Annotated in this window: 23 protein-coding genes; 14 read left to right on the forward strand and 9 right to left on the reverse strand. The window is 45.2% G+C overall.

Features of this window, described 5'->3' with window-relative positions; genetic code table 11:
* Nucleotide 1 precedes the first annotated feature (1 nt).
* Together TW84_RS07055 and TW84_RS07060 are read left to right on the forward strand one after the other, a co-directional pair.
* On the forward strand, nt 2-2,011 hold the full coding sequence (locus TW84_RS07055; protein ID WP_240478147.1) for a hypothetical protein: 2,010 nt from the start codon (nt 2-4) through the stop codon (nt 2,009-2,011).
* 264 nt (nt 2,012-2,275) lie between these two features.
* Complete coding sequence (locus tag TW84_RS07060) at nt 2,276-2,590, forward strand: NIPSNAP family protein (protein ID WP_045974951.1); 315 nt, start codon at nt 2,276-2,278, stop codon at nt 2,588-2,590.
* Between the two features lie 67 nt (nt 2,591-2,657).
* On the opposite strand, the gene TW84_RS07065 is transcribed toward TW84_RS07060, so the two are convergent.
* Nucleotides 2,658-3,299 (reverse strand): MarC family protein, encoded by a 642-nt coding sequence (locus TW84_RS07065; RefSeq protein WP_045974952.1) that lies wholly within the window; start codon nt 3,297-3,299, stop codon nt 2,658-2,660.
* 156 nt (nt 3,300-3,455) lie between these two features.
* Between TW84_RS07065 and nfsA the strand changes: the two genes are divergently transcribed.
* The 8 genes from nfsA to TW84_RS07105 all read left to right on the forward strand — a co-directional run bounded on the left by nfsA (nt 3,456) and on the right by TW84_RS07105 (nt 12,035).
* Nucleotides 3,456-4,178, forward strand: coding sequence for an oxygen-insensitive NADPH nitroreductase (gene nfsA / locus TW84_RS07070; protein ID WP_045974953.1), 723 nt, complete (start codon nt 3,456-3,458; stop codon nt 4,176-4,178).
* Between the two features lie 429 nt (nt 4,179-4,607).
* The gene (locus TW84_RS07075; protein WP_045974954.1) at nt 4,608-6,359 is read left to right on the forward strand and encodes an SgrR family transcriptional regulator; all 1,752 of its coding nucleotides are present in this window, start codon (nt 4,608-4,610) and stop codon (nt 6,357-6,359) included.
* Nucleotides 6,360-6,553: 194 nt separating this feature from the next.
* Nucleotides 6,554-7,552, forward strand: a complete 999-nt coding sequence (locus tag TW84_RS07080; protein WP_045974955.1) for an ABC transporter substrate-binding protein — start codon at nt 6,554-6,556, stop codon at nt 7,550-7,552.
* 71 nt (nt 7,553-7,623) lie between these two features.
* Nucleotides 7,624-8,523: an ABC transporter permease gene (locus tag TW84_RS07085; RefSeq protein ID WP_045974956.1), complete on the forward strand. Its 900-nt coding sequence runs from the start codon at nt 7,624-7,626 to the stop codon at nt 8,521-8,523.
* Nucleotides 8,516-9,733 carry a quaternary amine ABC transporter ATP-binding protein gene (locus tag TW84_RS07090; protein ID WP_045974957.1) on the forward strand — a complete coding sequence of 406 codons (1,218 nt, stop codon included), beginning with the start codon at nt 8,516-8,518 and terminating at the stop codon, nt 9,731-9,733. Before TW84_RS07085 ends, TW84_RS07090 begins: the two co-directional genes overlap by 8 nt.
* Nucleotides 9,734-9,968: 235 nt before the next feature.
* Nucleotides 9,969-10,916 carry a hypothetical protein gene (locus TW84_RS07095; RefSeq protein WP_240478148.1) on the forward strand — a complete coding sequence of 316 codons (948 nt, stop codon included), beginning with the start codon at nt 9,969-9,971 and terminating at the stop codon, nt 10,914-10,916.
* A gap of 218 nt (nt 10,917-11,134) precedes the next feature.
* A complete protein-coding gene (locus TW84_RS07100) occupies nt 11,135-11,425 on the forward strand; it encodes a hypothetical protein (RefSeq protein WP_045974959.1) in 291 nt (96 codons plus the stop codon).
* 238 nt (nt 11,426-11,663) lie between these two features.
* Entirely contained in the window at nt 11,664-12,035 is a 372-nt protein-coding gene (locus TW84_RS07105) for a zf-TFIIB domain-containing protein (protein WP_045974960.1), read from the forward strand.
* Nucleotides 12,036-12,113: 78 nt separating this feature from the next.
* On the opposite strand, the gene TW84_RS07110 is transcribed toward TW84_RS07105, so the two are convergent.
* Nucleotides 12,114-14,099 carry a hypothetical protein gene (locus tag TW84_RS07110; protein ID WP_240478149.1) on the reverse strand — a complete coding sequence of 662 codons (1,986 nt, stop codon included), beginning with the start codon at nt 14,097-14,099 and terminating at the stop codon, nt 12,114-12,116.
* 94 nt (nt 14,100-14,193) lie between these two features.
* Nucleotides 14,194-14,604, reverse strand: coding sequence for a hypothetical protein (locus TW84_RS07115; protein ID WP_045974961.1), 411 nt, complete (start codon nt 14,602-14,604; stop codon nt 14,194-14,196).
* Nucleotides 14,605-15,055: 451 nt separating this feature from the next.
* Here TW84_RS07115 and TW84_RS07120 point away from each other — a divergent pair, with 451 nt between their 5' ends.
* From TW84_RS07120 to TW84_RS07135, 4 genes are all read left to right on the forward strand, one after another.
* Complete coding sequence (locus TW84_RS07120; RefSeq protein ID WP_045974962.1) at nt 15,056-15,406, forward strand: DUF4144 family protein; 351 nt, start codon at nt 15,056-15,058, stop codon at nt 15,404-15,406.
* 86 nt (nt 15,407-15,492) lie between these two features.
* Nucleotides 15,493-16,194, forward strand: a complete 702-nt coding sequence (locus TW84_RS07125; RefSeq protein ID WP_045974975.1) for a class I SAM-dependent DNA methyltransferase — start codon at nt 15,493-15,495, stop codon at nt 16,192-16,194.
* Between the two features lie 43 nt (nt 16,195-16,237).
* Nucleotides 16,238-17,002 carry a carbon-nitrogen hydrolase family protein gene (locus tag TW84_RS07130; protein ID WP_045974963.1) on the forward strand — a complete coding sequence of 255 codons (765 nt, stop codon included), beginning with the start codon at nt 16,238-16,240 and terminating at the stop codon, nt 17,000-17,002.
* 287 nt (nt 17,003-17,289) lie between these two features.
* On the forward strand, nt 17,290-18,882 hold the full coding sequence (locus TW84_RS07135) for a BCCT family transporter (protein WP_045974964.1): 1,593 nt from the start codon (nt 17,290-17,292) through the stop codon (nt 18,880-18,882).
* A 205-nt stretch (nt 18,883-19,087) separates the two neighbouring features.
* Here TW84_RS07135 and TW84_RS07140 read toward each other — a convergent pair whose 3' ends face one another.
* The 6 genes from TW84_RS07140 to TW84_RS07165 form a co-directional block, all read right to left on the reverse strand.
* Nucleotides 19,088-20,041 carry a LysR family transcriptional regulator gene (locus tag TW84_RS07140; RefSeq protein ID WP_045974965.1) on the reverse strand — a complete coding sequence of 318 codons (954 nt, stop codon included), beginning with the start codon at nt 20,039-20,041 and terminating at the stop codon, nt 19,088-19,090.
* A 9-nt stretch (nt 20,042-20,050) separates the two neighbouring features.
* The gene (locus tag TW84_RS07145) at nt 20,051-20,509 is read right to left on the reverse strand and encodes a YaiI/YqxD family protein (protein WP_006960182.1); all 459 of its coding nucleotides are present in this window, start codon (nt 20,507-20,509) and stop codon (nt 20,051-20,053) included.
* 275 nt (nt 20,510-20,784) lie between these two features.
* Nucleotides 20,785-21,681, reverse strand: coding sequence for a hypothetical protein (locus TW84_RS07150; RefSeq protein ID WP_045974966.1), 897 nt, complete (start codon nt 21,679-21,681; stop codon nt 20,785-20,787).
* Nucleotides 21,682-22,015: 334 nt separating this feature from the next.
* The gene (locus TW84_RS07155; RefSeq protein ID WP_045974967.1) at nt 22,016-22,912 is read right to left on the reverse strand and encodes a hypothetical protein; all 897 of its coding nucleotides are present in this window, start codon (nt 22,910-22,912) and stop codon (nt 22,016-22,018) included.
* 2 nt (nt 22,913-22,914) lie between these two features.
* Nucleotides 22,915-23,310 carry a hypothetical protein gene (locus tag TW84_RS07160; protein ID WP_045974968.1) on the reverse strand — a complete coding sequence of 132 codons (396 nt, stop codon included), beginning with the start codon at nt 23,308-23,310 and terminating at the stop codon, nt 22,915-22,917.
* Between the two features lie 275 nt (nt 23,311-23,585).
* Nucleotides 23,586-24,473, reverse strand: coding sequence for a hypothetical protein (locus tag TW84_RS07165; RefSeq protein WP_045974969.1), 888 nt, complete (start codon nt 24,471-24,473; stop codon nt 23,586-23,588).
* Nucleotides 24,474-24,811: the final 338 nt, after the last annotated feature.

Genomic DNA, 24,811 nt, shown 5'->3' on the forward strand with positions numbered 1-24,811 from the left:
TGTGTCTAGTGCTATAGCTCTATCCGCATGCGGTGGTGGCGGAGAATCTGGAAGTTCATCATCGGCAGCAACAGCCAGCACATACAGCTACCAAAATATGACACCCTGTGCCGACACCGATCTTGATGGCATCTGTAGCAACTATGAGAAACAAGTCGCCGTGACAAGCGGCTATGCGAGGATGATCGACGCCAATGGGGCAATACTCACCTCGCCAGCGGAATTAAGTATCATTTCTCCCTTCACAACTCTGCTCCACAGTGAAATGTTGTACAACCCATCAACGAGTGGCAGTGTCGAAAAATCAAAAATTTATTTACAGTCAGTACTCGGAAAGTATGTGGGTGTCGATTTTACTTCAGTGGATATCAGTCATGGGCCTCAGCAAGCCACAAACCTTCTAATGGCATCGCTTAAACAAGCCCAAATTCAGGGCTCGGCGAGTTCGCCAATGGTGAACATTGCCAAAGCCCTTGATGTAATGATTGAACATAAGACGCTTGACCTTTCGTCAATCAACTTGGCCACCCAAGCATCACGCCATATCAGTTTTGATGGTTCACTGTTAATTCATGGGTCACAAAGCGATGCTGGCTTGGGCGCTATGAAATCTATCGCTTTAAACCCAGCCAACAGCAGAATAATCTACGTTGATGCACGGGATAACGTACGAGAGCTCAATACGGTCACCAAACAATCGGTGGCGATTGGAACTGCAGGTTCCTCATCTCGTTCTCTTAGCATTACTTCCTATGATGACGACCATGAAGACGAGGACCATGAACACGACGATCATGATCACTATGGCGGAAATGTAAACAGATTGCCTGGATTTCAACAGGATACCTCAAACACACTCAAGGAAGTGATACCTGCACTCAACAGTGTTCAGTCTTACAAATTATACGAACCCAATGGCATTCGAAATCAAAGCTTTGTCTGCAATACGACAGGGGGCAACGGCATATTCTTGACCAGCTTGCAGGATAAAACCGGCAACACAAACACCAATGTCGCTGTCAGAACAACACGGGCAATGAAAATTGACACTTATGGAGGTGCTTCAGGCAGTGATCTACCCATTACTCCGCCACCCGCCCCACCAACGATTCCGCTGTCGGCTTCTTATTGTTACAACGATAATTTCGAGTGGATCCACCCCCTTTATCAACAAGGAACCATGATCGCTAAGCTAGACGATGGACTGAATGCCGATGGGGATCAGTTGCGCCGCTTGAATGCCGCGACACTGAGTATGGAGCCCATCGTATACACGTTACAATCTGAAGAGAAAACAATTGTTTTTTCCAAGGATGACGATGAAATTCTCGTTATCTCTGATGACCGTCAGTCTGCACCTAAGTTGGTTGAAACTAAGACACTAAACGAACGACTCGCACTGAATGTTACTGACGTTTTAAATGCCAGCTTCACAACTGGTGGGCAAATAGCCATGGCATTGGCATCGGAAAACAAAGTCATATGGACAGACAAAGCGCCCAATACCCAGCAATTGGGTTCCGTTAACCTCGACGGTCAAGTTAAGTTCATGGACGCCTCTCCCAACGGCGCATACACCGTTGTCATTACCGCTACCAGCGTTTACTTGCTCGACAACAACCAGCGAGAAATCGCTAAACAAATTAGCTTTGACGCTAGCCAGACCACGAACCTATTTGTTCAAAACGACAAAGCGATAGCCATTAACAAAAGTGGTGTAGATTACTTCCAGTTCGCCAACATTTCAGGGCCTAAGCTCAAGGTTGCGGCTCAATTGGTAACTAAGGAACTCCTTAAGAGCTGGGAAAACACATCGACCTCTATCTGGACCGGAAACAACTTAGGCCACATACTTGAGCAAACTGGTACTCAGAAAACAGCGGCGCAGCAATTTAGTGATATCACGCTAAATTTGCGCCCTGAGAGGGCAACCCAAGCGAGTCAGGTCACTGGGGTCTTTATCACTGGGACAAACCGCGGTGATAGAGTGAAGCTATACAAAACACTGTAATTCAGGGGAGGTCGAGCCTCCCTTTACTTTGCAACCAAGCCTCAACCCTGACAGAGATCGGCTAGCGAGTAAGATCTGAGTAGCATGGTTCCATTTTACGTGGACAATACCGTTGACTGATCCGTCATCATCACTTACCGAACACGTCCTAAAAAGCAGGTCCGTGATAACAAAACCTAGTTCCACCTAACGCAAGGTATTGCGTTTATGGTTTAATCGGATTACAACAAGCAGTATCACTTAATCTATCCTGTGGATGACACTTTGAAACTCATTGAACTTCGTGAATACAAGATCAAACCTGGTATGACTCAACAATGGCTAGACTGGATGCACGAGGAAATTCTTCCTTATCAGATCTCGAAAGGCATAAAAGTACTCAGTACCTATATTCACAAAGGCGAAGACGGTGAAGATTACTTTATCTGGTTACGAGAATTTGCTGATGAAGCATCGCGCAAAAAAATCTACGCTGAAACGTACAACGAGTGGTGGATCAACGAAATTCGGCCACGCGTCTTTGAACATATCGACCAAGACTCCGTCACAGTACGCGTATTGACGCCCTCAGGTATTTGATCACAAATTGAACCGATTAAAAATGGCCATCCACTAGGATGGCCTACGTTTATCAATTCAAAACTGCTTAAACAAAGACGGTTTTATATGCTTCCGCCAACCCTTCTATCAACATCTGAGTACCAATAACCGCTAAAATCAAACCCATCATTTTCGTCACCACGTTGAGTGCACTAGGACCAACGGCTTTGACCAGTTTGCTGCCAAACAAGAACAGCACGTAAGTGATGATGCACAATAGCCCGAACGCAACGATCGTAATGATGGTCTGGTCAAAGCCACCTGTCGTTGCAAAATTCATTGCCGTAGCGATCGTGCCGGGCCCTGCCAGAATCGGCATCGCAAGGGGAGAAACCGCAACACTCAATGCCGCTTGCTGCTGCTCAGGAGAATAGGCTTTTTGCTTAGTTTTATGATGCGTGGAATTGCCTTGCAACATATGAAAACCAATGAGAAATACCAAGACTCCCCCGGTGATGCGCAGCGCGTATAAGGTGATACCAAACAAGTCAAAAATCAGTTTTCCTGAAATGGCGAACACAGAAACAATCACGAAAGCAAACAAAACCGAACGAAAAGCAATCGATTTGACCGTCTGTCGATCATCATCGCTGGTCAAGCTAAGAAAAATAGGAATATTAGCAATCGGGTTCATGATGGCGAAAAAACCCATAAATACAGTAACAGCATGCACGACTAATTCTTTCATAAGTCCTTCTTATTCTGTGAATTTTCGATTTCAGTATAGAAGCAGACCATCACTGTGAAACAGAAACATGGCAACTCAGTGATCTGTGACTCGACATTTCCGCACATACTCGATATGTTGCACAAGTCATTTATACCAAGAACAAAGGACTCAGCCATGACACCGACGATAGACACTATCCTTTCTCACCGTTCTATCCGTAAATTTACCGATCAGGCTATCGACTCGTCTCAGCTCGACACCATTATTCAGTCTGGCCTTGCGGCTTCGTCTTCCAGCATGTTGCAGGTGGTGTCGATCATCCGCGTCACGGATAAAGAAAAGCGTAAGGCGTTAGCGCATCTAGCTGGCGATCAGCCATACGTAGAGAGCGCCGCAGAGTTCCTTGTGTTTTGCATCGACTATCAGAGACATTTTGAGATTAACCCACAGGTAAAACCAGAATTTACTGAGCTAACCCTGATCGGCGCAGTAGACTGCGGCATTATGGCGCAAAATTGTCTAGTGGCAGCGGAGTCGCTCGGGTTAGGCGGTGTTTATATTGGCGGCTTAAGAAGCAATGCTCAGGACGTTGATCAGTTATTAAATCTACCCGTCCACAGTGCGGTTTTGTTTGGCCTGTGTTTAGGTCATCCAGATCAAAACCCTGAAATCAAACCGCGTTTACCTGCACACGTGATTGTGCATGAAAACGAGTATCAGCCTCTGAATTTAGACGATATTCGCGCCTACGATGAAAAAATGCAGACCTACTACGCAGGTCGTAGCAGCAATCAAAAGCAAAGCACTTGGTCTGAGCAAGTCACAGGCAAACTCGCTGGCGAGAGTCGTCCGCACATCAAGGGCTACCTGAACAGTAAAGGGTTAACCAAGAAATAACACCTCGCAGGCTAAGCCAAGACCTGAATACGCAGTTAAAAAAAGCAGCACTGCCAATCATGTTCGTGGGGGTGTTAGGAGCATGTTTGCGTGCCAGTGCTGCTGTCTTTAGCCACTTACCAGTGGCAAAGTTGTATCAAAGCCAGAATCGCTGAACGTTCCAACCAAGAATCCGTTTTTTCCAACCTCTGATGATAGTACGAGACCAGATTTCTCTGCTTGCTGTAGTCCATCTTTCTTCTCTCAGCTTGTTTGTTTTGACCGGTTAATTATTCCCTTTAAATCGGAACAGAAAAACCGAGAGATTTTTAATTTTCTGTTCCCATTTTCATCATTAATGCAGCCATATAGAGAATAATTAGGCAAAATCTCGTAAACTAGGAAAAATAAATCACTAAGTAGTGCTTGTTTTTGCCGCCTGGAGCCCTTGTGTCAGATTTAAATTTATTACGTTACTACGCTCGCCTCGAACCATTGGGGGTTGGAGAAGAGATCAAAACTGCCCTGCCCAAAGTGGCTGAAATGCTATTCACCAGCCCTCGCCATGCGCGTAATTTACTCAATCAAATGCAGCAGCTAGAGTGGTTGGAATGGTCACCCAAAGTTGGACGAAACCAACGTTCTGGTTTGCTACTCAACCACCCATTGGATGAGCTGAAATCTCAACTGGCTGCCAAACGCATTCTGGAAGGGAAATATGAGAAAGCGCTGAACATTCTCGATGATGATGAATCCGCATTTGGACGCTTGCTACAAAGCACATCGGGTGCGTCACTTAGAGAAGGATTGCTTCATATTCAGCTGACCTACAAACGCCCTTTTGAACGCTTAGTGCCTCATCAATTACAGCGTTCCAGTGAGCGATACCTACTACGCCAGATTTATTGCTGCTTGGTCAGCAGTGACGCAGAAGGCAACTTAGAGCCTCAACTTGCGCATCATTGGCATTACGATGAAACTCACTATCAATGGACGTTTTACCTCAGGCCGGCACTCACATTTCACAACGGCGCAGTAATAGATGCAGACAGTATTGTTAGCCTGTTTGCCAAGCTGTCGACTCTCGCTAATTACCAGAGTGAGCTCTCTCATTTGGTGAGTGTGAGTTCACCCTTAGCCAACAAAGTCGTGTTCCAGCTTTCGGAGCCAGATCAAGGCTTTGGTGGCCTTATCTCAGGTGTAAAATACGCGATTCAGCCAACCAGCCAAGTCAATAATGCCCACAGTTACGCCGTCATTGGTTCTGGTCCTTTTCAAGTAAGTGAACATTCACAAACTCGCCTTTGTCTCGACGCATTTGAGCGCTACTATGGCTGCCGAGCATTAACCGATCAAGTCACGATCTGGAAGTTAGATGAAAGTGAGTTAGCCAACAAACAGATTCAGACAAACCAGCCCGGCGCTCAGGAAAGCAGTGAATGTAACTACTACCTCTCTCATGCAGTAGACGTCACAGCACGTAGTGATACACAGCAATCTCGTATTGAAGATGGCTGTATGTTCATACTGTTTAACCAGATCGCCTCTACCACTCTTAATGATGCTCAGCGGCGCTACCTGTCTTCACACCTCAGTTCATCTCGTGTTTTTGAACAGCTCAAATCGAGTCAGACACTGTTTGGCTGCGAAATCGCACACAACATGCTACCAATGTGGCAGCCGATCATCCGTCCAGAAGCGGAGAGCGTGGCGCTCCCCCAGCAGCTTAATATTGCCGTCTACGACTATACAGTGCTGAGAAATTGCGCCTTTGCTGTCAAAGCAATATTGGCGAAATTGGGCATAACAGTAGAGGTGAATAGCTATTCTTATCGAGAACTCAACGAGCTTGCGCAAAATCAGCAGCTCAACGAGTCGATGATCATCACAAACATCAATCTGGACGATAACCGACACGCTTCGGCGTTTAATAGCCTTTATCACAATCCAGTTCTGCAAAGTTGCATCGGTGAAGATGCAAAGCACTGGCTCACTCAATCACTCAATACACTGAGGTCGAAAACACCTCTCCAGCAATACTTAGATGCGCTGGAACCCATCGCCTCCGCTTTGATCAATCAGTACTGGCTAACGCCACTTTTTCATCATCGTCAAACATTGCGCTTCCACGGCGTACTCAAAGACGTCGAACTCACTAACTGGGGTTGGCCAGACATACGAAACGTATGGTCAACAGATTAGCTCAGCAATCATTTGAGCTCTTATATTTAGAGCACTAAGGGAGAGATCAAGTCGCCCTCTCCCTTTTTGATTAATAAATTGTAATATAACTGTCAAAACCGACCTCTCACTTCCTGTAAGTAATAAATTAATCATTTGAACTCTAAACAATTTTTAACTACTCTGTGCATGTATCCATCAGAAAGGAATTCGAAATGAAATACACAACTGCAGCGCTAGCATTAGTTGCTGCCAACGCCGCCTTTATTTCCCAGGCTTCAGCCAATGAATGTGGCAAAGTCACTATCGCCGACATGAACTGGAATTCAGCCAGTCTTATTGCCAATATTGACCGTTTTATTCTTGAACATGGCTATGATTGTGAAGCCGAGCTCATCCCTGGTGACACCATGCCCACTGGCACCTCGATGATCGAGAAAGGTCAGCCCGATGTCGCGCCTGAGCTATGGAGTAACAGTCTTAAAGATGCTCTCGATAAAGGTGTAGAAGAGAAACGACTCCGCTATGCAGGCCGCTCCTTAGTCGATGGCGGTGAGGAAGGGTTTTGGGTTCCATCTTATTTGGTCAAAAAATACCCTGAGATAAAAACCATTGATGGTGTGATTAAGCACGCCAATTTATTTGAGCACCCTGAAGACCCAGATAAATCTGCATTCTACAGCTGTCCAGCTGGTTGGAACTGTCAAATCAGCGCAGGCAACTTGTTTAAAGCACTCAAGCTAGACAACTCTGGCTTCGTGATCGTCGATCCGGGCTCAAGTGCAGGTCTGTCAGGCGCCATCGCCAAAGCCTATGAACGAGAAGAAGCATGGTTTGGTTACTACTGGGCACCAACGGCGGTTCTGGGCAAATATGACATGGTCAAAGTCGACTTTGGCAGTGGTGTCGATGAAAAAGAGTTTATCGCCTGTACCACGAATGCTGACTGTGAAGCGCCTAAAGCGACCATGTATCCACCATCACCAGTCCACACCATTACAACCGAAGCATTTGCTAGCCGAGCGCCAGATGCGTATCAGTATTTCACCAAACGTGGTTTCACCAACGCGGATATGAACCAATTGCTCGCGTGGATGGAAGACAATCAAGCCGATGGCGAAGAAACCATGTATCACTTCTTAGAAGGTTATCCGCAAATCTGGACCAAGTGGGTATCTAAGGACGTAGCAAACAAAGTAAAAAGCGCGCTTTAACTGATGTTAGACGCCAATGAAGTACTCCAAAGCCAGCGCTGTCTGGCTTTGGTTTTAAAAGGAATTAAATGATGTCTGCAGAAAACTGGTTTAACCACTTTCCTGAAATGGAACGCTCTGATTTGAGAGCTATCCGCAAAAGCCTTGATGGCGCCTACCGCGAATTCTCCCGTGAATATGGTGAATTTATTGAGTCCCTGTTTGACCCACTCCTGTCTTTCTTGATCTGGTTTGAAAAGCTTCTTCTTTCAACACCTTGGGTCATCGTACTTGCTATCTGTACAGGTCTCGTTTTTCTCGCCAGCCGCTCATGGAAACTCACGTTGGGCTGTTTTGTCTCTTTGATACTGATCGGCTATTTCGGAATGTGGGAAGACACCATGCGGACTCTGAGCATCATCACCGTTTGCACCATGCTCTCCATCGCGTTGGGTATTCCGATTGGTATAGCAATGGCACGCTCGAATCGCATCCAGTCCGCTGTCACACCCATGTTGGACATCATGCAAACCATGCCCGCCTTCGTTTATCTGATCCCTGTCGTGATGCTGCTGGGTATAGGTAAAATTCCTGGGTTGATTGCGGTTGTTATTTACGCCATTCCCCCCGTTATCCGCTTGACTAACCTCGGTATTCGACTGGTTGATAAAGAAGTCCTTGAAGCTGCGACAGCCTTTGGGGCCAGCGCAAAACAGAGGTTATGGGGCGTGCAATTACCGCTTGCGATGCCGACCATCATGGCAGGGATCAACCAAACCATCATGATGTCACTATCGATGGTCGTGATTGCGTCGATGATTGGTGTCAAAGGCCTAGGTCAACCTGTTCTCAAGTCCATTACCAACCAATACTTTACTTTAGGTCTACTTAACGGCTTTGCCATTGTTGCCTTGGCAATTTTGTTTGACCGGGCGTCACAGGCCTACGCAAAACGTACTCAAGCTCACCTAGGAGACATGAAACATGACTGAACCTCTAATTGAAATTAGCGGCTTGTATAAAGTCTTCGGGCACAAACCTGAGTCTGTAATGGCACGTGTGAAAGCTGGTGAAAGCAAAGAACAAGTGCTGGCGGAGACAGGCCACACTGTCGGTCTTAAAGACATCAACCTGAAAATAAACAAAGGCGAGATCTTCGTGATTATGGGGCTTTCCGGCTCGGGCAAGTCAACATTGATCCGTCACTTCAATCGCCTTATCGATCCGACGCAAGGGCAAATTCTGGTCGAGGGCACCGACGTGATGCAACTCAATCAGAAACAGCTGGAAGAGTTTCGTCGCCATAAAATGTCGATGGTGTTTCAACGCTTTGGCTTGTTACCACACCGCACCGTGGTAGAAAACGTGGCCTACGGCCTTGAAGTTCAAGGGTTAGATAAAGCCCAAAGACAGAACAAAGCCCAACAATGGCTAGATACTGTTGGCCTCAGCGGTTACGAAAACCAGTATCCTGCGCAGCTTTCCGGCGGTCAACAGCAGCGTGTTGGTTTAGCAAGAGCTCTCTGCACTGATGCAGAAATCCTCCTGATGGACGAAGCGTTCTCTGCCCTCGATCCTTTGATCCGCAGTGAAATGCAAGATCAACTGATCGAGTTACAAGAGAAGCTGCACAAAACCATCGTATTCATTACCCACGATCTCGACGAAGCACTTCGCCTCGGCGATCGCATCGCGATTTTGAAAGATGGCCTGCTAGTCCAGCAAGGCACACCTGATGAAATCCTGCTGCACCCAGCCGATGAATACGTTGAAGCGTTTGTCAAAGACGTCAATCGAGCTCGCGCTCTAACCGTTGAAACCGTCATGCAGCCACCCGCCTACCGTATTTCAGCGACCAACATTCAAGAAGCCATCAAACAAATGAAAGGCATCAAGCAAGATTACGCCTATCATGTGACCGAAGAGGGTTATCAAGGCGTTGTGACCAAAGAAAGCTTACTCGATGCAGCAAAAGATACCTCCAGTGAGGAGTTCAACGAAGAAATTTACGAGGAAGTCCCTTCCATTTCTCCAGATGCCGCTATCGAAGAAGTACTGATGGACAGTATCTCTTGCGACTATTCACTGCCCGTCGTCGATGATGAAGGTAATCTGCAAGGTGAGCTAGAACGAAGTGCAGTCGCTGAGATTTTCTCCGATCAAGCAGAGGAAGATGCCTCAAACTTGGACAAAGTCTCCTAGTCGAGATAAGTGCCATGATGACTTTGTAATCCAAGCCCTATATCTCATGGTATGGGGTTTTGTTTCAGTCATGGCACTGGCTACAACGCCTTTACCCTGGCAAGCCACAACGCCATTCAAGCTCACGTCGCTCTATTATTGCAAACTTTGAACATAGTCACGCAGTTGCATTTGAAATAAAAAAATTTGTCCGTATTGTGTATGGGAAACCTAAAAATACTGTATGGATAAACAGGTGCTAGTCAATAAATTTCAACTCCACTATTACTTTAATGACGACTCTCACTCGATGGATGCACTGGTGCGACATCAGTGCGAAGCTGAGGTCATCGCCATACTTTTTGAAATTGCCGCCACGATCAATGAACACATTCAGATAGAAAGTGAAGCCCGTCAGGAAGGGGGGCTTCGTGATATCTGGCGCGTGGCCAGCGCCAATGCAGGTATACTTTCAGTCATTGTAGGCATCGCTTCAATTGCCATCCCTCTGCTTCCTAAATCAGACTCAGAGCTTGAGCGTTTACAAAAGGAAGAACTGCGTTTAAGCATAGAGGAACGTAAGCTGAGAATTGAGAAGCTAAAAGCGGAAGTCAGATCTGAGCGTGTCAGCCTTAAAACAGTGTCACAGGTCGCTGAAGTGGTGAATGAGAACTACAAGGTGATCACCCGCCGCTCGAATCTGTTTAAGTCTCTCAGCGCTTACCCCAAAGTCACCAAACTCGGTATTAATGGGCTGACCGCATCGGGCTCTGATGCCATGCCCGAGTCGCAGATCAGCAGAGCCACTTTCAAACAATTTGTTTTACCTTCCCATCGGCTGCCGATACAAACCATTGACAATGCCGTTATAGAAATCGTTTCTCCAGTACTAAGGCAAGGAAACTACCGATGGAAAGGCATCTGGCAAGGGCAAAACATCAGCTTTGCGATGAAAGATCTGAGTTTCAAACAAGATGTGTTGAGCAAACAAATCAGCTTCCAGCATGGCTCTTCTATCCGCTGTGTCATGGACATTCGCTCCAAGTTAGACCAGGTTGGAGAAATTGTCATCACCAGCTTTTCCGTGGTGACAGTGCTGGAACACGGGCATGGTGTTGACTGCCATAAAACTCCGCAAGGTGGCGCCTATCATCATCTAAGAGGCTTGGAGGCCGCTCAGGGAGATCTGTTTGAAACCACCTGAAAGCTGAGGTAAACCCGCCTCTTAACCCAAGGGTCGTCCTTGTTGAGCTGAGAAAGGTAACGCACATCCTTCACTCTTAAAGACGGCTTACAATGGCGTTAAATCATGCTTCACAGCGATATTAGCGCCACTCCTTTGGAAATAAAGCTGTATATATATACATATTAAATGTATAAAATCACCATCAATATCATGTCGTCTAGTTGTAAGGAAAAATAATGATTGAATTGGATTATCTGGTTCACGTCACTCAGCTACCGAGTGATTTAGAGAGTGCTTCTCGGGACGTCAATCATCGCCTATACGAAACCTATAAAATATACCAAGGTGTTATCGATTCTAACTTGCTGTGGCGAGTCTGGTTAATCGACGACTATGGTCACGTATGGCTTGAAGTCAACTTCATCAACACTCAAGGTGAAGCGGAGTTTCACACCATTCAAATTGATGAAGGTACCTATGAGAAAGTGGGCGTTGACCCTTACCAAGCGCTCGCTCAACTTGAGTAGTGCCTGTGGAAGGTGACCTCAAAGGCTCGGCACCCTTAATTGTTTAATTACTCATTTTGATGCACAGCCACTCGTTTGATTACTTACTGTCTGATATAGTTAGGAATTATACAATAAGCACTTGTACTCCCGCGATGTATGTCGATAGTGTATTTCCATCACACAGGGCGACCTAACGGGCAAACAAGACAACAAGAAGTAACCCAACAATACTCAGATTGGATAAAAAGGTAACAAGATGAAATGCCCAAAATGCGACTCTAACTTCGAGCAACTCCAAACCCCACTTGGTGATGTGGAGAGATGTCTTGACTGTAAAGGGCTGTGGTTAGATGCCCATGAAATCGAGGCGATGAAGCCACTTGCTGATGTCATCGATGTCGGCGATGAGGAAATCGGCAAAGCGTACAACGCCATCGATCGTATTGACTGCCCAATTTGCCCAAACAACCAGATGCTCAGACTCGTCGACCCCAAGCAACCACATATTTGGTTTGAAAGCTGCCCGACTTGTAAAGGTCGTTTTTACGATGCCGGTGAGTTCAAAGATCTTGCGACCATTGATCTATCGGATTTCTTCAAAAAGTTTGTCACCTCTGAGCGCGTATAATACTCTCGCACAATCAACAAAAAAAGCGCTCCACCACTTGGGTGGGGCGCTTTTTACTTTTCAGGCATCACTCAATAATTAATGATATCGAGTGCCTGGAAATCCTTGATGCAACCCTGTCGATATCACTTCATAGCGGTCTGCACTGAAATTGGGAAACGGATCAAATACGGCTCTTGGTAAACGAGGAAGCTGCACTAAGTAGCCTTTGGGCGCGGCCAGAAAGCCCACGTCAATACCGATTTTCCTCAGCTCTGTTTCCAATTTCGACAGATAAAACCCTCCGCCAACATTACAAGACTGCACTTTGAGAACCCCAACCTGTCGAAGCCCCAAATCAAACAGTTTTCTTGCCAGCCCAGAAGGAGTCAGTGATGTTTCAATCCCAGTTTGGTTCATACACACAGGTCCATAAGGATTGCCATGAGCAACCACATCCAAGCGATGATTGAATGTCAAAGAAGAGAGTTGATTAGATTGTACATTGGGAAACAAGGTATTGAGATGGCGAGAGCTTACGTCGCCGTCACTGTACAAGTTACCTTGTGGGATACCATAGCGGCTCTTGACGTTCTCTCCGAAATGGCGAAACAGTGACGCCGGTTCGCCTTTACCAAGTAGCAGCACGTGTCGATAATGACCCGATGACACCCAATTGTTTAGGCTGGTAGCCGTTTGATTCAGCAACCACCCAGCGGCTCCCGCTCGAGTAACTTTGTGCACACCGAAAGAACCCGCGCCTTCAAACAAAGCATACTCGTTACTTGAAGGGAAACGTCGTACCCGTTGCCAAGTTCCTTGTATATTCGCGACAAAATCAGCGCCTTCTACCGCCCCCTCTCCTAGATAGTAATGTAACCCAGGCTCCACTTGCTGACCGATAAGCGAAGCATCAGCGACCTGACTAACCTGCAAAGCGGTACTTTGTGTCATCTGTTGACCCAATGCCACCGTCTCTTCGGTTGCAAGCTCAACGACCTCACTGGTATAAGCAGCATCCGCCACTCTTGCCCCGTTAAACATCGTCCTTGAAAACAGTAACCCTTGCGCTAATTCGCCCAAGGCTAACTCACCGACCACCTCTGGAGCAATTAACGTCACTATGGTGATCGCGGCGAACGAAGGAAAGCTCCAACGACTATGATGGGGTTGCTGTTTACCTTGACGAACCTCATTAACCAAAGCTTCTCCAACCATGGAGTAAGCGTATTTTTGATCTGGCAGACCCTCTATATGTTGGTACCATTGCTGCAGGTTTTCCCGATTTGATCCGCGTAACGAAGGCCAATGGGTCAAAAGCGTCGTTTGCAGCATGGCCCCGACTCGAGCGTAAGGGTGAGAGCCATTTTGATACTGGGCAAAATCGTCATAGTCAGGTTTCCATTGAGTTGCCGATTGCTTAAGTTCAGCCAGTAACATCGCTTCTAAGCGATCTTTAAATACACCTCCTCCCGAGAAGCCCGAAATCAAGAATTGACGTATTGAATCTGCATAACGTCCACCAGTTTGTTGCGCTAGCTTTTGTATCAGTTGGGATTCACCATACTTTTCTAAGCTGATGTTCAACGCTATCGAGTAGATGGATAAACCGAGCAGATCATTTTGATAATAACGTTGCAGATACTGTGCTTCATCTTCCGTAGCAGGTGAAACAAGCTCCAACTCGCGTGACAAGTTATCGAGGAAAACCTGCTTCGTATACTCTGCTGGAAACAGCTCATGATGCGGCAGATCGTGTGCTTGTGACATCACGAATAGCGTAGCCGATTCATTAATGATCGCAACCTCCAATGCAGAAAGCCCTTCATCATTGAAGTTTTGGTTAGCAGATTGGCTCAGTCGTGTAAAAAACAGTTCTGGCATATAGATAATGCCGTGCTTCTTTTTCACCACATTGAACGCGTCAACCGCACTTAATGCGTGCTCCTGAGCTTGCCAATCTACCCACTGGCTGACCTTCTCTCTCATCACTTTGTGATGTTGGTATTGATTGTACACAGGGGAAGTCGCACTAGCGGGTAAACTCAGCCCGAGTGCTAACATAGACAACAGTATTTTTTTCACAATTTTATATTCTGTAGAGTATTGAAAAAAGGGCGCAACCTCACCAGTCACGCCCTAACGATGTAAGAGCTTCAGTCTTTACTTAGCCGATACATTAGCGATTTAAGTCAACGGTATTGGCCACTTCGAGACGAGAAAGAACATGATCAGGAATGTTGTCAAAGAAGGGATTAAGGTCAAGCTCAAACGGACTGTTTACTCCTGAGCGGCACATGATTAAATCGTCGCCCATAATCGCCAGTTTAGGTGTCACGCCATCCCATATTAGTTTAGCGGTAAGGTTTAAGTCACTGATGTTAATACCACAGTCGTAAGTTCTCGATTTCAGAATGCCATCTTCAATAGTGTAACCACCTATGAGCGCGATCGGATGCTGAGATTTAGGAAACACAATCGGTGCATCTGGAACCGATGATGGGGTATCAGGAAAGGTAAGGGTAGCATTCGCTGAAACGCAGGTTGCAGCAAAAAGGGTCACTAAGCCAATGACGTTGTTAGTTTTCAATTTTAATTCTCCATATTTTATGGTTGGGAATAATCCCAATGAGAATGTATCTCACTAACAAACTATCATTCAATCCGCATAACACTATGATTCCTGTAGGAAATAGCCGATTTATTAATTAATTGATATTAATTATTAAAAATCCTTATTAATCATAGAGATAAAAATAACCAATGAAAATCGTTTATCTAAATAACACGAGGTTCCCAACAGCAATAGATGACCATATTAGCAGTCACTGATTTTCTAACTCATAAAATAAACCTTATAAATCATAACTTTATTATAAAATATCGACTAATGAGCAGCGAATTGTCCTCGACCAATGCTCAACACCCCGGTCTCAAAGTCAGCAAAAATTAAATGGTTGATATCGCACATTAAAAAAGGAAAATGCTTATATAATAGTTGCTTGCTCACGTTTTCTTCACCTAAAACCTAAGGAATCGCTTTGATAGATACCACAGTCAACAAAGAGAACAATGAGGTGCAATGGCCAGCGCTCCTTAAGCTCGCAGGAGATAACGAACTGGTTTACCTCGCTTCACGTGACAGGCTTACTCGAGAATCAGAGTCATTGATACTCGACAGTGACGATGTGATTATCGATTCTGAAGGGAGGTGCTTTGAACTGACAGCGCACGGTAACAAGGTTGAACTCAACCTCAAGCCTACAAGATACAATTTGGCAGATGTCACCGACCTCATTCAAGCGCATGAATTCAGTAAAGCTCAGGTGTGTATTGTTAAAATTCAATTTGACTCGATTATCGCCGCGATCGAATCCTTGTGCGAGAAATGAAAGCTCGAATGGTGTTCACGCCAGATTGTCGCGCAAACCCTAGCCCCTTGATACCAACCATACTGCCCACACAAAAGGCCGATACCATGTCTGAAATGTACACCAAACACGCCAAACAGTATGATGCTGTGATAAGAAACAACATCTACAACGCCTTGCTTGAGCGTCCTTCCACCATCGAGCTTCTTGATGACCTGACCGATGCGACTGTGATTGACATGGGCTGTGGCTCTGGCGTCTATGCTGAGTGGTTGCTGGGCCAATCAGTCAAACACCTGACTTGCGTTGATGCCTCTAAAGACATGATCAACCTAGTACAATCCAAACTTGGCGATCGGGTGGACGCTTATGTTCAGAACCTTGCTGTTGGACTTCCCAACGAAACCGAGAACAGTGCCGATGTCATTGTCTGCCCTCTGGTTTTGCACTATATCGAAAATCTTTCTCCCGTCTTCGCAGAAGTCTATCGAGTCCTAAAACCCGGTGGTTACATGGTATTTTCAACCCATCACCCATTTGTGGACTTTGAGAGTTCAGCATCGGGCAATTACTTTGCATGCGAATACATTGAAGAAGAGTGGAACACCGTAGGAAAACCGGTCAAAGTGAGCTTCTATCGACGCTCCCTAATGGAAATCAGTGAGGCCATTAGTGCATCTGGGTTAAAAATAGCTCGCATTACCGAAGGCAGCGTGGATGAAAAAGTGAAATCCATGTGTGAAACCACATATCAACGCTTGAAAACCAACCCAAATTTTATTTTCTTCCGCTGTGAAAAACCCCTGTAAAACCATCAAATGAGAAACCAATAAAGGAAAGGGATTACTGAATATGGAACAGACACTGATCATTGCCTTGGCTCAGGCTCCCGTCGAGCGAGGAGACATTGAAACCAATTTGCGTCATCACCTTACGCACGTGGCACAATCCTCCCAACTTGGCGCCAATCTCGTTGTATTTCCTGAACTTTCTTTAACAGGGTACGAACTGGACCTACTCGACGAGCTTGCTTTTGACTCATCAACTCCGGCGATTAAATCACTTTCAGCCGCGGCCAGCGAACACAAGATTACCGTCATCGCAGGCTGTCCACTGTCAAACCCCAGCTCAAAACCGACGATTGCCGCCGTAATTTGCTTCCCAGATGGCAAGGTTGAATTCTATTCCAAACAGTACTTACATGACGGTGAAGATACGTATTGCACTTCAGGCAATACCCATTACTTATTCACCTTGAACAATAAACGTATTGCCCTCGCAGTGTGTGCTGATTTTGCTCAACCTCAGCACGCTCAGAGCGCAAGCGACAATCAAGCCGATCTGTATCTTGTTAGTGCTTTGATCTCACCTTCTGGCTTTACTGCTGATGGGCAGATTTTGTCTGGTATTGCTGGTCACCATCGATTACCCGTGCTCCTCTGCAATCACATATCAAAAACCGGTGGATGGGAAACTTGCGGCCAAAACAGTGTTTGGGATGAGAGAGGAGAATTAGCTGGTACATCCAACAACGCTCAGCAAGGCGTGCTGATTTGTACCCTCAAAAACCACCACCTCTCGACACAGTTTCATTCTCTTTCACAACGCGGCCATTGAGCCGCGATTTAGCCCATAGACATCACTCACTGAAAGGAACCATTTACATCGTTGTGGCGTTCAACCATCACTCACACAGCAAGGAAGCGAAAGTGGCAATTCGCCAACCAAAGCAATCAACGCCACAGGTTACAGAACTGACACATTTCCTTAGACCTCTACCTAATCTTCCTTACATTATTTATACAATTATTGTTAAAAATCCTGACTGACTTTCGTTTTGGTTGACCTTCTGCTACCCTGCACCGCACAATTTACTTCGAACTCTAAATAATTAGCGAGGATTAATGAGTAGTAATAAGGATAGGTATAGTATTGAAAATACCGATTATACCGTCGGCCAAGACAACGTTCAGAAATGGGGTTTTGACGTCCATAATCCCGTTTTTGGTGCCAGCGCTGGCCTGATCATTGTCTTTCTTATCGCCCTTCTTATCGCCGACCCTAACGTTGCAAAATCCACTCTTGATGGCGTAAAACTGCAAATCATTGAGTCATTTGATACGCTGTTTATGTGGTCAGGCAATGTGTTTCTGATTTTTTGTATTGGTCTGGTTTTATCTCCATTTGGTAAAATTCGTATCGGCGGTGTCGACGCTAAGCCTGAGCACTCCAACTTGTCGTGGATTGCAATGCTGTTTGCCGCCGGGATGGGCATCGGTCTGATGTTCTGGGGCGTTGCCGAACCCGTTGCTTACTTCACTGGCTGGTTTGAAACACCACTTGGTGTCGAGCCATTCACTGAAGAAGCAGCTAAAGTCGCCCTTGGCGCCACAATGTTCCACTGGGGCCTTCACCCATGGGCGATTTACGCCGTAGTCGCACTTGCGATGGCATTCTTTGCATTCAATAAAGGCTTACCACTTTCCATTCGCTCCGTGTTTTATCCAATTTTGGGTGACCGCACATGGGGCTGGTTTGGTCATATCATCGATACCCTTGCTGTCCTAGCGACACTATTTGGTCTTGCCACCTCATTGGGCCTAGGCGCTCAGCAAGCTGCCAGTGGTATTAGCCATGTCTTTGGTATCGATAGTGGCCTAGGGTTACAACTCGGTGTGATTGCCTTTGTTACCAGCCTGGCGGTGATGTCGGTCGTCCGCGGCATTGATGGTGGCGTGAAGGTTCTCAGTAACATCAACCTACTTGTGGCTTTCGCCCTACTGATGTTTGTGATCATTGCTGGCCTAGCGACGGCATTGGGTACGATTCCCACTACGCTAACAGGCTATGTAGAAAACATGCTTCCACTGAGCAACCCTTATGGACGCGAAGACGAAGCTTGGATGCACGGTTGGACCGTATTCTACTGGGCTTGGTGGGTATCTTGGTCACCATGTGTCGGTATGTTTATCGCTCGTATTTCCAAAGGTCGTACAGTACGCGAATTCCTTTCAGCGGTGATCTTGATTCCTACCGCTATCACAGTGGTTTGGATGTCTGCTTTTGGTGGCCTAGCCATTGAACAAGTGGTCAACCAAGTTGGTGAGCTCGGTCAGAATGGTTTGACCGACATTACGCTCTCTCTGTTTTATGCCTTTGATGCTATGCCAATGGGAACACTACTGTCTGTGATTTCTATTGTGCTGATCATGGTGTTCTTTATCACCTCTTCTGATTCCGCCTCTTTGGTTGTCGACAGCATTACAGCAGGCGGTAAAGTCGATGCTCCTATCCCACAACGCATCTTCTGGGCTTCAGTTGAAGGGGCTATCGCCGCCATGCTGCTTTGGGTTGGTGGTACAGAGGCGATTCAGGCATTACAGGCCGGAACCATCTCAACTGGCTTACCATTTACCGTGATTCTACTCACCATGTGTGTCAGCTTGTTGATGGGCATGCGTACCGAGTTGCAACACCATAAGTTAAGCTACGCCTAATCACTCGTTAGCATCATAACGCAAAGTGAATTGAGAGCAGAACACGACTGCCTGTACACAAACGCAATCGGAAACCGAGTATCGGTTTCCGATTTTTTTATGCCTATCTAAACTGATTGGCAGGATACAGCCAACTGAGCGCCACTGTCCCTCTAGGCCCACCAATGATGTGAAAACATGACCGCGACAACGCAATACTCATCATTTAGCGGGTTGGGTATAGCTGAGAAAAATTGGGGACGTGCTTTTCCCAAATGGGTGGCGTTCCGATATGGACCTTCACTGCCGAGATAAACTCTCTCACTAAAGCGGTTTGCTTGCGATGTGGGTACAAGGCGTAGAGTGCGAGCCCACGATTACATAAGCCGTAATGAGTGAGCAGTGGCTTGAGGTTGATGTCGGCAACGGGACAATAAAGATTGGAGGATGAAATCATGGCATAGCCCAATCCATCTTGGACTGCCGCCAATAAGGTCAGCACATCATTGACCTTATATTTCCCCGTCATTTTGTGATTAATGAAGCGACTACTCTCTGGTGTTTCACTAATACGAGCCGTATCCACGGTGAGTGGTCCATTGCTGTAGACCACCGAAGGTAAGCTCATTAACTCCTCGGGGGTTTGAGGATCCCCATACTGCGTAATAAAGCGTTCAGACGCCAAAATTACCGGTCTGATATCGGCGATTTTCCTCGCAATCAAACTCGAATCTTCCAGCCGACCAAGGCGAAACGCAACATCAAAATGATCAGAAATGATGTCGGAGCGCTTATCATCCATTTGCAGGTTAATTTCAACCTCAGGGTAGCTGCGCATAAATTGCGTAATCACAGGCTGAAGGTAATGTTGACCAATATGTAAGGGCGCTGTGATGCGTATTCGCCCTTTTGGTCTTGCCTGATAAGAATCGGCAATCGAATGAACATGCCCGAGTGTGTCCACCAGACTGTGGGCTTGTTCCAAAATCTCTTCACCTGCTGGTGTTAAGGAAAAGGAACGAGTAGAGCGATTGAGAAGCTGGACACCGAGCTCAGATTCCAGTTTTTTGATCTGTTTCGATAATGACGAATTATCCATGTTGTGCAAGGTGGCCGCTTTGGTGAAAGACCCTTGCTGCACAACATCAATAAACAGTGATAGTTGGTTAACCAAGGACATGCCCTACTCCTACTTTTGTGCCCTTTGCCACTGTACTAGCCATTTGTCCAAGTGGTTAGCAAATTGCTGTCGATCGGCTTGGTTCAAGGGCGCTGGCCCCCCTGTTTGTACACCGCTACTGCGCATGGTTTCCATAAAATCACGAATATTAAGACGAGATTTTATGTTCTCTTTCGTAAACTGCTCACCCCGAGAGCTCAACACATGGCCGCCTTTGGTAATGATCTCATCGGCCAGTGGGATATCACTGGTGATGACTAAATCGCCCGCCTCACAACGTTGGACAATCTCATTGTCTGCCACATCAAAACCAGCCTGAACCTGAAGCATGGTCACTTTTGGAGAAGCAGGGGTGCGGATAAACTGGTTCGCCACCAAGGTGACTTCCACACCAGTTCGCTCAGAAGCCCTAAAAAGAATGTCTCTGATCACCACTGGACACGCATCTGCATCAACCCAAATTTTCATCTGTTGTATTCCTAAATCATCGATTGGCGCTCATTACATCGTAAAAGTGCCCGGCTGAATAGCCTTATTTGAAGGTGACGGCGGTTCTACTGATACAAACCATCATCTCGCCTGCACCACAACCAATCACTGGGTTATTAAAACCGTGCCACCCGCTCCAAGCCTACCCGCCCGCTTTTCCATTTTAGCAAACGCACTCGCACAAACTCGTCCTATCAGAACCAGAGGGCGTTTATCACTGAGATGTGTGGTGGCAGACTGTCATCAGGGCTAGCTTAGGGACAAAGGTGAGTAAGAGCTTTGGCGTAATCGTCCAGCTCTTGTTCTTCTAATAATTCGATGATCTCATCCAGAGGAAGCTGGTAGCCCAATTCAATCAGCTTTTGAACCAATTGCAATTGCTTATCATGGAAGTGATCTTCTTCAATCGCAAACTCCCATGGTAAAGCTGCGATAATGTGTTGGCTGGGTTTCTGTAATAAATACTGTTCAAAAAGTTCAGGGTCATAGCAAAAGACCAACCCTAAGAATGAGTGATATTCACAAAATCCATCATCTTCCTCAAAGGGATGGTTAATATCAATCCCCTTGTCAATGAGTTTGGTAAATGCGGCTCTGCCTTGCTTCTCTTTATTATATTTTTTAAAGTATTTCCGCATGACTAAATATCCAGCGGCAGTATTAATAGATGAGGGTTTGAAATCAAATCGATCGATTAAGTAATTAAAAGTGTCAAAGCTCAGGTGTTCTGCATAAAATACTCTACATAAGAATTCATCATGATCTACTCTACCTCCGAGAAATATAATGTTTTTTATATAATCCAGATAAAAATCTTGGCTAAGTTGATAAATGCGCTCAGAGCCGGATAAATATAAGGTGCCATCGCGATCTAATGGCGCCAGTATTTTGACCAATGGACAACCTTCATAAGATAAATCCATCTGTTCAACCTCATGATTATAGTGTTCTAGAACATCACATTCGGTTGCAACTCTAACTTTTAGTAGCACTCGTACCCGTTCAAAGTTGGTTTCTTCGCTACAGCTGCTATCTTCAAGAATGGCATCCAGCACATCCCAGATATCATCATAAAGTTCAGTCGATGATAACGTTGCTAAGTTAGCTTGGGTTAAATGTTGGTTGATGCGTTCTATGTTTGGTTCAGTCATAGTTACACTCTGTATTCAATATCTTTAAGTTTTTTGTTATGCGTCATCTCGTCCAGCAGGGCCAGTGAAAGGTAGAGGGCTTGCTGGTAGTAAAATACCGCGGATAAGGTATCTACTCGCCGTTATTGATTGCTTCTCCTGCCACCATAGTACAAAACCAACAGGGCCTCAGGCCAATAAATTATTTGATAAAACAAGTAATTAAGAGGGAAATATCAACAAAGCTACCAGTTAGCATACCAACTCTCAAACTACGAAGGGGCTTTAATTGCTGGAGTATATTGAGGGAAAATATAAGCCCCTAAGCAGAATAGGCTTAGGGGCAAGCGTCAGCTTAGAGAACGAGGGCTTTGGCGTAATCATCCAGCTCTTCTTCTTCCAATAACTCGATGATCTCATCAAGAGGAAGCTGGTAGCCCAAACCAATCAGTTTATGAACTAAACGTACTTGTTTATCATCGAAAAGTTCTTCTTTAATAGAAAAATCCCATGGTAAATTTGCAATAATTTGTTGGCTGGGTTTTTGTAATAAATACTGTTCAAAAAGTTCAGGGTCATAGCAAAAAGCAATTCCCAAGAAAGAGTTAAACTGTGAGTGCCAATCATCTTCCTCAATAGTCAGATTAATATCAATTCCTTTTTCAATTAGTTTTTCAAATGCTGCTTTGGCTTCCCTTTGTTCTTCTGAAGAACCCTTTTGCCAATAATTATTGAGTATGATTGCCCCTGCAACAGAGTTGATTGTCTCTGGTTTAACAGTGAAGTTATCCAGAAGGTAGTTAAACAAATAAAACTCGCGTCGGTGCTCATTAAATACCCAACGTAATATACCATCACAGTCTACTTTGCCTCCGAGTCGGACAATGCTTTTTATATAATCTAAATAAAGATCATAACATAGGTCTTCGTAAAAACTGTCACACCCAGAAAAATATAAGGTGCCATCACGCTCTAATGGCGAAAGTATTTTTACCAGTGGGCAATGTTCATAAGATAAGTCCATATCTTCGACATGACTATTATAAAATTCCAGAATGTTTAGATCGGTTAAAATACCAGCTCTAAGTAATACTCGGATGCGTTCAAAATTGGTTTCTTCACTTAAGTTGCTATCTTCAAGAATGGCATCTATCACCTCCCATATCTGGTAGTAAGACGTAATTCTTGCCACCACTACAAAGTCGGCTTGGGTTAAAATCTGGTTAACCTGTTCGATGGTTGGTTTAGTCATAGTTACACTCTGTATTCAATATCTTTAAGTTTTTTATTATGCGCAATCTCGTCCAGCAGGGTCAGTGAAAGGTAAAGAGCTTGCTGGTAGTAAAATACCGTGGGCAAGTCATCGTCGGCCTCCACTTTAGGCAGGCTAAAGTGGTCCGCAGTGATCACGCTAAAGTTTTGATAAGCATGAGTATTGTTTGGGTTAAGGTAGGCGCCCTGAATAAGTTTAGGCGTAAGCTCACCCAGCAGGTCCACCAGCTCGTTACGGATAAACACCCGAGGTGGGGTTAAGGTTAGGTCAAACGCCAAATCGGGTTCAACACCGATCACCTTATGCCCCAAGTGTTCCTTTACCGGGCACTGCAAATAACTCGCGGTATCGAGTTTAAAATAACCGTCAATCACCATAGTAATTCATAGTCCTGTTCGCTGCTGAGCACAATATCATCATGAAAAGACACCAGTGTCATTTTGTTGATTCATAATCCTGCCACCACAATACAAAACCAACAGGGTTTCTCGCCAATAAATTATTCACTAAAACAAGTAATTAAGAGGGAAATATCAACAAAGCTACCAGTTAGCATACCAACTCTCAAAGTACGAAGGGTATTTTATTACTGGAGTATATTGAGGGAAAATATAAGCCCCTAAGCAGAATAGGCTTAGGGGCAAGCGTCAGCTTAGTGAGCGAGGGCTTTGGCATAGTCGTCCAGCTCTTTTTTTTCTAATTCAGAAACTATTTCATCTAGAGGCACATAATACTTTAGACTTATCAGCTTTTCTATTATGTGCATATGTTTTTCTCTGAAATAGCCATTTTTAATTACCTTACGCCATGGCAACCCTTTGACGATTTCTTTATTAGGCTGTTGCAGTAAATACTGTTCAAAAAGCTCAGGATCAAAAATTAAGACTGCACCTAAAAAAGAATGATAATCTAACATCCCAGATTCTTCATCAAACGGCAAATTGATATCAATACCCTTTTCAATCAACTGTTTAAATATTCCTCTCCCTCGCTTTTCATGGCCATCATGTTTGAAATACTCCTCAGATAATATGTGTGCCGCGACAGTATTAATAGCGCTAGGTTTAGATTGAAAACTTTCCAGAAGGTAGTTAAACATCTCAAGCTCACACCTTGATTCAAAAACCCAGTACAACATACCATCATGATCCACTCTGCCTCCGAGTAGGACAATATTTTTTATATAATCCAAATAAAGATCATAACATAGGTCTTCATAAAAACTGTCAGATCCGGATAAATATAAGGTGCCATCTCGCTCTAATGGTGCCAGTAATTTAACTAGTGGGCAACCTTCATAAGATAAGTCCATATCTTCAACATAGCTATTATAGTATTCCAGAACATGTAACTCGGTTAAGAGACCTGCTTTAAGTAATACTCGAACCCGTTCAAAATTGGTTTCTTCACTACAGTTGTCATCCTCAAGAATAGCATCAAGCACATCCCAAATATCATCATAAAATTCAGTAGATGTTAGCATTGCTAAGTTGGCCTGAGTAAGGCTTTGATTGATATGTTCGATGTTCGGTTCAGTCATAGTTACACTCTGTATTTAATATCCCTAAGTTTTTTATTGCGCGTCATTTCGTCCCGCAGGGCCAATGAAAGGTATAGGGCTTGCTGGTAGTAAAATACTGCGGGTAAGGTATCTACTCGCTGTTATTGATTGCTTCTCCTGCCACCATAGTACAAACCAACAGGGCCTCAGGCCAATAAATTATTCGCTAAAACAAGTAATTAAGAGGGAAATATCAACAAAGCCATCAGTTAGCATACCAACTCTCAAACTACGAAGGGGCTTTTATTGCTGAAGTATATTGAGGGAAAATATTAGCCCCTAAGCGAGATAGGCTTAGCAGGGCGGGATCGCACTTT

It is taken from the genome of Vibrio neptunius, assembly GCF_000967495.1.
GTDB classification, from domain to species: Bacteria; Pseudomonadota; Gammaproteobacteria; order Enterobacterales; family Vibrionaceae; genus Vibrio; species Vibrio neptunius.